General features: G+C 66.7%; 12 protein-coding genes and 1 tRNA gene. 11 read left to right on the top strand and 2 right to left on the bottom strand.

Annotation, left to right across the window (positions count from 1 at the left end):
- Positions 1-797 precede the first annotated feature (797 nt).
- A tRNA-Arg gene (locus VD972_RS13105) sits at positions 798-871 on the top strand.
- 49 nt (positions 872-920) lie between these two features.
- Positions 921-1,958, top strand: a complete 1,038-nt coding sequence (locus VD972_RS13100) for a tyrosine-type recombinase/integrase (protein WP_324986175.1) — start codon at positions 921-923, stop codon at positions 1,956-1,958.
- Here VD972_RS13100 and VD972_RS13095 read toward each other — a convergent pair.
- Both VD972_RS13095 and VD972_RS13090 read right to left on the bottom strand, forming a co-directional pair.
- A complete protein-coding gene (locus VD972_RS13095; RefSeq protein ID WP_324986172.1) occupies positions 1,955-2,311 on the bottom strand; it encodes a hypothetical protein in 357 nt (118 codons plus the stop codon). The genes VD972_RS13100 and VD972_RS13095 overlap by 4 nt on opposite strands.
- 213 nt (positions 2,312-2,524) lie before the next feature.
- The gene (locus VD972_RS13090; protein WP_324986169.1) at positions 2,525-2,974 is read right to left on the bottom strand and encodes a hypothetical protein; all 450 of its coding nucleotides are present in this window, start codon (positions 2,972-2,974) and stop codon (positions 2,525-2,527) included.
- 96 nt (positions 2,975-3,070) lie between these two features.
- On the opposite strand from VD972_RS13090, the gene VD972_RS13085 reads away from it, so the two are divergent.
- The 9 genes from VD972_RS13085 to VD972_RS13045 form a co-directional block, all read left to right on the top strand.
- Complete coding sequence (locus tag VD972_RS13085; RefSeq protein ID WP_324986166.1) at positions 3,071-3,403, top strand: hypothetical protein; 333 nt, start codon at positions 3,071-3,073, stop codon at positions 3,401-3,403.
- Positions 3,396-3,674, top strand: a complete 279-nt coding sequence (locus VD972_RS13080; protein ID WP_324986163.1) for a hypothetical protein — start codon at positions 3,396-3,398, stop codon at positions 3,672-3,674. The genes VD972_RS13085 and VD972_RS13080 overlap by 8 nt, the downstream gene beginning before the upstream one ends.
- Entirely contained in the window at positions 3,667-3,885 is a 219-nt protein-coding gene (locus VD972_RS13075) for a hypothetical protein (RefSeq protein ID WP_324986160.1), read from the top strand. The genes VD972_RS13080 and VD972_RS13075 overlap by 8 nt, the downstream gene beginning before the upstream one ends.
- Entirely contained in the window at positions 3,882-4,334 is a 453-nt protein-coding gene (locus VD972_RS13070; RefSeq protein ID WP_324986157.1) for a GNAT family N-acetyltransferase, read from the top strand. Before VD972_RS13075 ends, VD972_RS13070 begins: the two co-directional genes overlap by 4 nt.
- Entirely contained in the window at positions 4,331-4,693 is a 363-nt protein-coding gene (locus VD972_RS13065; protein ID WP_324986154.1) for a hypothetical protein, read from the top strand. The genes VD972_RS13070 and VD972_RS13065 overlap by 4 nt, the downstream gene beginning before the upstream one ends.
- On the top strand, positions 4,690-4,953 hold the full coding sequence (locus VD972_RS13060; protein WP_324986151.1) for a hypothetical protein: 264 nt from the start codon (positions 4,690-4,692) through the stop codon (positions 4,951-4,953). Before VD972_RS13065 ends, VD972_RS13060 begins: the two co-directional genes overlap by 4 nt.
- Positions 4,950-5,198, top strand: coding sequence for a hypothetical protein (locus VD972_RS13055; protein ID WP_324986148.1), 249 nt, complete (start codon positions 4,950-4,952; stop codon positions 5,196-5,198). The genes VD972_RS13060 and VD972_RS13055 overlap by 4 nt, the downstream gene beginning before the upstream one ends.
- A gap of 11 nt (positions 5,199-5,209) precedes the next feature.
- The gene (locus VD972_RS13050; protein WP_324986145.1) at positions 5,210-6,262 is read left to right on the top strand and encodes a hypothetical protein; all 1,053 of its coding nucleotides are present in this window, start codon (positions 5,210-5,212) and stop codon (positions 6,260-6,262) included.
- 98 nt (positions 6,263-6,360) lie between these two features.
- Positions 6,361-6,696 (top strand): ParB/RepB/Spo0J family partition protein (locus VD972_RS13045; RefSeq protein ID WP_324986142.1); only part of this gene is annotated, 336 nt, incomplete at its 3' end.

The following is a 6,696-nucleotide window of genomic DNA, read 5'->3' as shown; positions in this document are numbered from 1 at the left end:
GAAGCAGCGGAGCCACTCGCTCCCATAGCGCATCCGGTAGGAGGTCGCGAGCCATGGGCCCTAGGTGCTCATGGCCCGGCTATCCGTCCACCCTCCCTTTCAAACCTGACTTTTGTTAGGAGCTCTTAACTCGTACATGTGTGCTGGCGTATAATACAGCCAGCCGCAGTACTCGGTCGCGGTTCGCCGGGCCAGATCTAGATTGGAGTCTTGAAGGTAACCCACTACAGCGTTGGGCTTGGAGAGGATCATCGGGCAGGCCGCTTCCAGCGCGTCCGCGTAAGAGGGAAACGGCCCGAAGTTCTTCATGGGTCCTGGGATCCGCTCTGGATCCTCCCCAGGACCTGGCCGCCAGACTCCTTCAATGGCTCGTGGCGCTGGGCACCCCAGCCAGAGACAGCTTGCGAGCAGGAGCCGCCTGAGGAACAGCCTCTGTTCTGCCATGGCGAGAGCCTACGCCCCCCACTTTGAACTGGGCAACTTGGCGCGGCGGTGGCCACGGCCTTACCTTTGACCGCCGCTGGCCCGTCAGGAGCGGCCCACCCCACCGCAACGATCAGACGGTTTGTCATGAGACTCCCTCCAGATCGAGGAGGGCTCCAGCCGGCGGGATCGTCACCCCGGAGACGATGATGCTCCGGGGCCCATGTGTTCCCCATTCCTGGAAGGGTAGAGGTGCCACATCTCGCTGTTCGGCCGGAGGGGAGGCGGCCTGATGACGCTCGGACAACCCGCCCCGGCGGGGGTTGGCTTTCGTTGCACCCAGGGAGCGACCTGCTATAAACCGCCCGTTGTCCGGCCCCGTAGCTCAGTTGGATAGAGCGGCGGTTTCCTAAACCGCAGGTCACAGGTTCGATTCCTGTCGGGGTCACTGCCTTCATGCGTACCTCCATTGTGGCGGGGTTGTGGCAGGGTGAAGGGTGAGCAAGCAGCGCTGGCCGGGCGGGTACGTGCACCTGCAGGCGAACGGCGAGCAGCTCTTCATCATCGAGCGCCGCGTCCGCGGGCACAGGTTCCACGTCTCGACTCGGTGCCACACCTTGCGTGGCGCCATGAAGCAGCTCGAGCGCTTCGAGGCTAACCCCGGCGCCTACGCACCCGAAGGCGAGGCGCCCGAGCAGGGCCTGGTGCTCACGGCCGAACTGCTCCTTGCCTTCCACGACTGGCAGCTGCAGAAGGGCAACACCCGGAAGCACGCCAACGAGATGGTGTCCCGCCTGGCTGACTGGACGGAAGACTTGCGCGGCCGGGACTTGCGCCAGCTCAGCCTGAGGGACGACGTGAAGCCCGCGCTCGAACGCCGCGGCACCAGCCGGGCCCACCGCATCATCGCCCTGAAGGCCTTCTTCGGGTGGCTGCGCAAGGAGAGGCACCTGCTCACCAGCGCCCAGGACTGCACCTTGGACTTGCCGGTGCCCCAGGCCTCGCCGGCGAAGCACCGCCGGCGCAAGGCGGTGGCCCTGGAGACGGTACGCGCTGCCGCTGCAGGCCTCGCCCCGGCGTACCGGGACATGCTGGTGGTGCTCGCCGGCACTGGGTGGCACGTGACGGAGCTGGAGCGCTTCGTCCGCCACCCGGAGAGCGAGCTCGTGTACGCGCGCCGCGAGGACACCCTGGCGGTGCTCACCACCCGGCACAAGGGAGGCGAGCTCACCCGTACTCCGGTGAATGACGGGGAGGTGCTCGCTGCGGCCGAGCGGTTGAAGGCCCGCGGGGAGCTGCCCCGCCGCGCCAACGAGGCCCTCAAGTCCGCCTGCCGCGCCGCTGCCGTGCCGCCCTTCACCTTCGGGGTGATGCGGCACACCGTGGCCACCTGGGCCGTGGAGCGCGGAGGGGTGCCCGCCCAGGTGGCGGAGTTTCTGGGGCACAAGGACGCGCGCACCACCCGGCGCTTCTATACGGACGTGGCCGTACCCACCGTACCGGTGCCGCTGCCGAGCCTCACGACGGGCGGCTAGCGGCCCCTCTTCCTGAGGGCGTCGCGCACCTGGCGCGCCTCCTCGGCGGGGCTGGTGGGCTTCCTCGAGGCCCGCGTGTGAGCAGGGCGCGAGGAGGAGCTGTTGGAGGCCTGCGCCCGAGCGCTCTGGGCGAGCCGGCGGATCTCCGAGGCAGGGACCATGGTGGTGCTGCCCACCTCGCAGACCATGATCTCGCCAGCCCGGATGAGCCCCTTGAGCTTCGAGAGGCTGACGGACAGCTCCAGTGCCGCACGCCTCTTCGTGAGCACCGTAGGCAACGCGGCCGAGTTCTTCACCGCGCGCAGCTCGACGAGCAACTCCTCCAGGATCCGCTCCAGCGTCCGTTCCATCATGTCCCCCCTGCTCCAGGTGCACGGCCCGCGATGCCAGGAACATGCCCGGCCCTCGCTCTGCTGAGAGCATAGGGAATGCGTCCACGCTGGTGGACTGGGCGTCTCCGGGCGCGGACGGCGCAGCGAGCTGGTTCATGGCAACCCTCCCTCACGACAAGGCTCCGCCCGGACCCGGGCAGCAGGGCGGGTGCAGGGCAGGAGCTGGCGTTGGCGCTACTTCTTCGTTCGCTCGCGGGCGAGGGAGACCACTTTGGAGATGGCTTCCTCCCGCGCATCCTTCGTCACGGGCCGCCCGCCGATCTGAGCCCAGAACCCGTCGATGCCCACGGCGATGAGGCGCTGCATGACAGAGGCGGCCTTCCACTTCCTGGGGCGACGCCGACTCAGTTCCTTGTCCAGGTCGTTCCAGAGCTTCGCGATGAGCTCAACGTCCTGATGTTGCTCCGGCGTGAGGCTCACGCTTGTCCTGATGGGTTCGCCGACCTTCGCGTCATCCAGTGGGTAGTAGCTCTGGGCCATGAGGACGGCGAGCTTCGCACCAATTTTTGGTGCGGACCAGACAACTACACCCTGCCCGATGGCTGTTGCGCTCATGGCGGCACAATGCATCTCGAATTTGATGCGTGTCAATGGTGAGTTGACACGAATCAAAATTTGCTGCATTCATCGCACCATCGAGGCGCCGTTCTCGGTGAAGAGGAAAAGAGCGGCAGGCATGGCGGGAGTGCGGCGCCTCGGTTCACCAACAGGAGGAACGCCATGTCGACGAAGCGGGAGGAGCAACTCGCGGAGGTGGTCATGAAGGCGGAGGAGGCGACGCGCAGGCTCGGCGTCATCCTCGCGCACGTGCTCGTGAAGAAGGAGCCCATGGCCGTGGCCGTGGTGGACGACGACGGGCACCGTCACTCGTATCTCGTGAAGGTGGAACTGTTACCGGAGCCGTCCGAAGCGCCACAGGCGCAGCTGGAGTTGTTGGAGTGTCACGGTCATCCCGCGGGGCCGACCGATCCCATGGGGGAGACTGTCTACTGCGATGGGAGGTGCCGCCCGGTCGCCCCAGTCATTCGGCACCTGGGGCCGGCCCATGCGTAACCTCTCCAAGAGCATCCGCCAGCGCCACGACTGGCCCGGCGAGGAGAGCACCCCGCTCAGCAGCACCTCCGAGCCGGTGCGCTGCAGGCGCTGTGGCCTGTTGCGCACCGCGGTAGAGAGCACGCAGTTGCGCACGCACGCCCCTGTGCGGCGGTGGTGGTGGCGCTTCGGCGAGGGCGCGGTGGAGAGCCTGCCGCGCACTCCCGGGCCCTGCCAAGCAGCCGCGGCGAGGAAGAGCCTCTCTCAGATTATCGAGGCTGCCCATGGCTGAGCCCCGCCCCCTTCGCCCCGCGTTTCACACTCCCACCTCCTCGCTGCTTGCGTTCGCCACTTCCTTGGAGGCGGCCGCCCTCGCAGCGTTGGATGCTGGCAATGCGAGCGATGACCAGCCACTGAAGGATGGCTTCGCTTCGGCGGCCCACGCCTTGCTCAATGCCGCGACGGACGTGCGCCGTGCGGCCCTGGAAGGGGTGCCCAAGTGAGTGACTACGTCCTGAAGGGCGCGCCCATCGCGAGCGTTCCGAATCTGGTGCGGATCCTCCTCGCCCGGGCGGTGTTGGAGTTGGCCGAGGCGGGCTACTCCGAGCCTGGAGGGTGGCTGCTGCTCGACTATGAGGAGAGCGTCTTCTGGCTTGAGGACCAGTCGGGGGCGCCCGTTGCGGTGCTCACGTATGACGCCGTGAGGCAGTGGAATCAGGCCGTCGTTTCTCTCGTGTACGTGGTTCCGGGTCACCGCAAGAAGGGCTGCTTCCGGCAGCTTCTCGATGCTGCTCGTCGACAGGCGGGCCTCCACGGACTCACGTCCGTTGCGTTGGGTATTCACCATGCCAACACCGGCATGCAGCGAGCCGTCGCGAAGCTCTTCATGGAGCCCACCTTTCAGCGCTTCGCGATCGGAGCGATCGCTGGGAAGAAAGAAGGTGGCCAGTGAGGCTCGACACCCAGCCCCTTCTCCTGGTGGCCGCCCGGCTCTCCCTCTCAGGCCACCTCGACGGGAAGGTTCTCGCGGAGCTGCGCACCACCCTCATCACGCTTGAAGGGCGGCTCGCTGCGAAGGAGGAGCACGTGGAGGCGTACGAGGCAAGCCGCGCGCAGCTCGCGCTCGACGGGACTCCCCTGGCCTGGGCGCGGTGGCGGGCTGAGAACCTGCTGCTCACCTGCGCTCGCGCCGAGGTGGAGCGGCTGCAGTCCAGCATCCGCTTCAACATGGAGAGCCTCGAGTGCGAGGTGGCGCGGGCCCAGCAGAAGAGGGCGCGCACCCTTGCGAATGTGAAGGAGGTGCTGGCGTGAGCATTCCTGTGCTGCATCTCCACACTCCTGGTGGTGGCTGTACCTGTGGATGTCCACTTGCCCGCGTCTCCGAGCAGATGATGGAGACGGCCGAACGCGCGGGGCATGACGAGGGGATGTCCTCAGGCTGGGACGCCAGTGCCGAGGCGATGCGCACGGCGTGCTGGGAGGAAGTGCAGAGGGTCTGCGCGGACTTCGGCATCACCGAGCGCCTCTTCCAGGATCTGAAGACTGCCATCCTTGAGAAGGCCAGCCCGTGAACGCCCTATCCGCTGCCGAGCTCCAGCTCTCCGCAGCCCTCGTGTGGCTCGCGAAAGCACGGAGCGACGAAGAGAGGGAGCGTGCTGAGCGCAAGGTGGCCGCTGCACGCAAAGCACTGGATGCGGCCCAGTCCGCGGCGGACGCGGTGCAAGCGGCCACCCGGGCCCTCTCCGAGCGTCAGTGCTGTGGCCTGCCGATGACGTGGTGCGGAGGCCGGTGGATCTGCACCCGAGGACATGACTGAAGGAGGAAGTGATGAGTGACCTGGTGAAAGTGGAGAGCGTCAGCCTCGCGCGGCGCGCGCAGATCTCGGAGGACGTGCTCGCCCAGGAGATTGAGCAACGACACCTCCTCGGGAAGTACGTGAAGGCGTGCATGGTGGAGGACACGGATTTTGGAAAGATCCCCGGCACCGACAAGCCCACCCTGCTGAAGCCCGGCGCCGAGAAGCTGGTGGCGCTGTTTCATTGCGAGCCTCGCTTCGAGCTCGTGAAGGACCAGTGCACCACGGACTTCGAGAAGGGCTTCTTCAAGTACACCTTCCGCTGCCTGATCGTCGGTCCGAACGGGGCGACGCTCGCAGAGGGTTACGGCTCCGCCAACAGCCGAGAGTCCCGGTACCGGTGGCGCACCGCCAAGCGGGCATGCCCCACCTGTGGGAGCAACGCGGCGCTGCTCACCTCGAAGAAGAAGGGAGAGGGGTTCTTCTGCTGGGCGAAGAGGGGTGGCTGCGGGGCAACGTTCCCCGAGAATGACACCCGCATCACCACGCAGCAGCTCGGCCGCGTGGAGAACGAGGACATTGCGGACCTCGACAACACCATCCTGAAGATGGCCAAGAAACGCGCCCAGGTGGACGGAGCCATTGCGCTCGCTCGCTGCTCGGACATGTTTACTCAGGACGTGGAGGATCTCGAGGACGCGAACGGGCATGAAGGTGACGCGTCGAGCCCCCCACCACCTAAAGCGCCGGAGCCCTCGAAGGTCCAGGCAGGCCCGACTCCTCCCGCCACGGTGACGATCTTCTCGCCCGCGCCCAGCAAGACGACAGCCCAGGAGGACGACTCCGTCAACAGCCGACCGCCCATCGTCGCCTTCGGCCCCCACAGAGGGAAGATGATTTCCGAGCTCAGCGATGACGCGCTGAGCGGAACCATTGACCTCGGGAACAAGAAGCTGATGGAGGAGCCCAGCGCGAAGTGGGCCCCCATGGTGCGCGACAACCTCGCGGCACTCGAGACTATGGCGAAGCAGCGAGGCCTGGCGCCCAAGGCCGCGCTGGCCGGTGAAGACGACGTCCCCTTTTAGGCAAGCGCCATTCCCGGCGCCGGGAGACCCCGCCTGCATCCAACCCCCTCCGACCAGGCGGGGTCTCCCTCTTTCCCTTCACAGCCCATGGAGCACCCATGTCCGAGAGTTTGCAGACGTCTGCAATCCCACTGGAGCAGATCCAGAGGAACGCGAAGCAGCACCGGAAGCACTTCGACGAGAAGAAGCTCGAGGAGCTGGCCCAGTCGGTACGGAAGCTGGGCGTCCTGCAGCCCGTCATCGTCCGGCCCTTGAAGAGCGCCAAGGGCAAAGCGAAGTACGAGCTCGTCGCCGGCGAGCGGCGCTGGCGTGCGTGCGGGCTCGCGAAGTTGAAGACGATTCCGGCGCTCGTGCGGGAGCTGGACGACAAGGAGGCGCTCGAGGTGGCGCTGGTGGAGAACCTCCGCCGCGAGGACGTGCTCCCCCTGGAGGAG

It is taken from the genome of Hyalangium sp. (assembly GCF_035629615.1).
Classification (GTDB): Bacteria; Myxococcota; Myxococcia; order Myxococcales; family Myxococcaceae; genus Hyalangium.
This window is presented reverse-complemented; position numbering and strand designations above follow the sequence as displayed.

What these genes read in the sequence shown, in the direction of transcription:
- VD972_RS13095 (WP_324986172.1), bottom strand. Translation starts at nt 2,311, where the DNA reads ATGATGGAACGGACGCTGGAGCGGATCCTGGAGGAGTTGCTCGTCGAG.
- VD972_RS13075 (WP_324986160.1), top strand. Translation starts at nt 3,667, where the DNA reads ATGGCTGAGCCCCGCCCCCTTCGCCCCGCGTTTCACACTCCCACCTCC.
- VD972_RS13085 (WP_324986166.1), top strand. Translation starts at nt 3,071, where the DNA reads ATGTCGACGAAGCGGGAGGAGCAACTCGCGGAGGTGGTCATGAAGGCG.
- VD972_RS13080 (WP_324986163.1), top strand. Translation starts at nt 3,396, where the DNA reads ATGCGTAACCTCTCCAAGAGCATCCGCCAGCGCCACGACTGGCCCGGC.
- VD972_RS13090 (WP_324986169.1), bottom strand. Translation starts at nt 2,974, where the DNA reads ATGCAGCAAATTTTGATTCGTGTCAACTCACCATTGACACGCATCAAA.
- VD972_RS13050 (WP_324986145.1), top strand. Translation starts at nt 5,210, where the DNA reads ATGAGTGACCTGGTGAAAGTGGAGAGCGTCAGCCTCGCGCGGCGCGCG.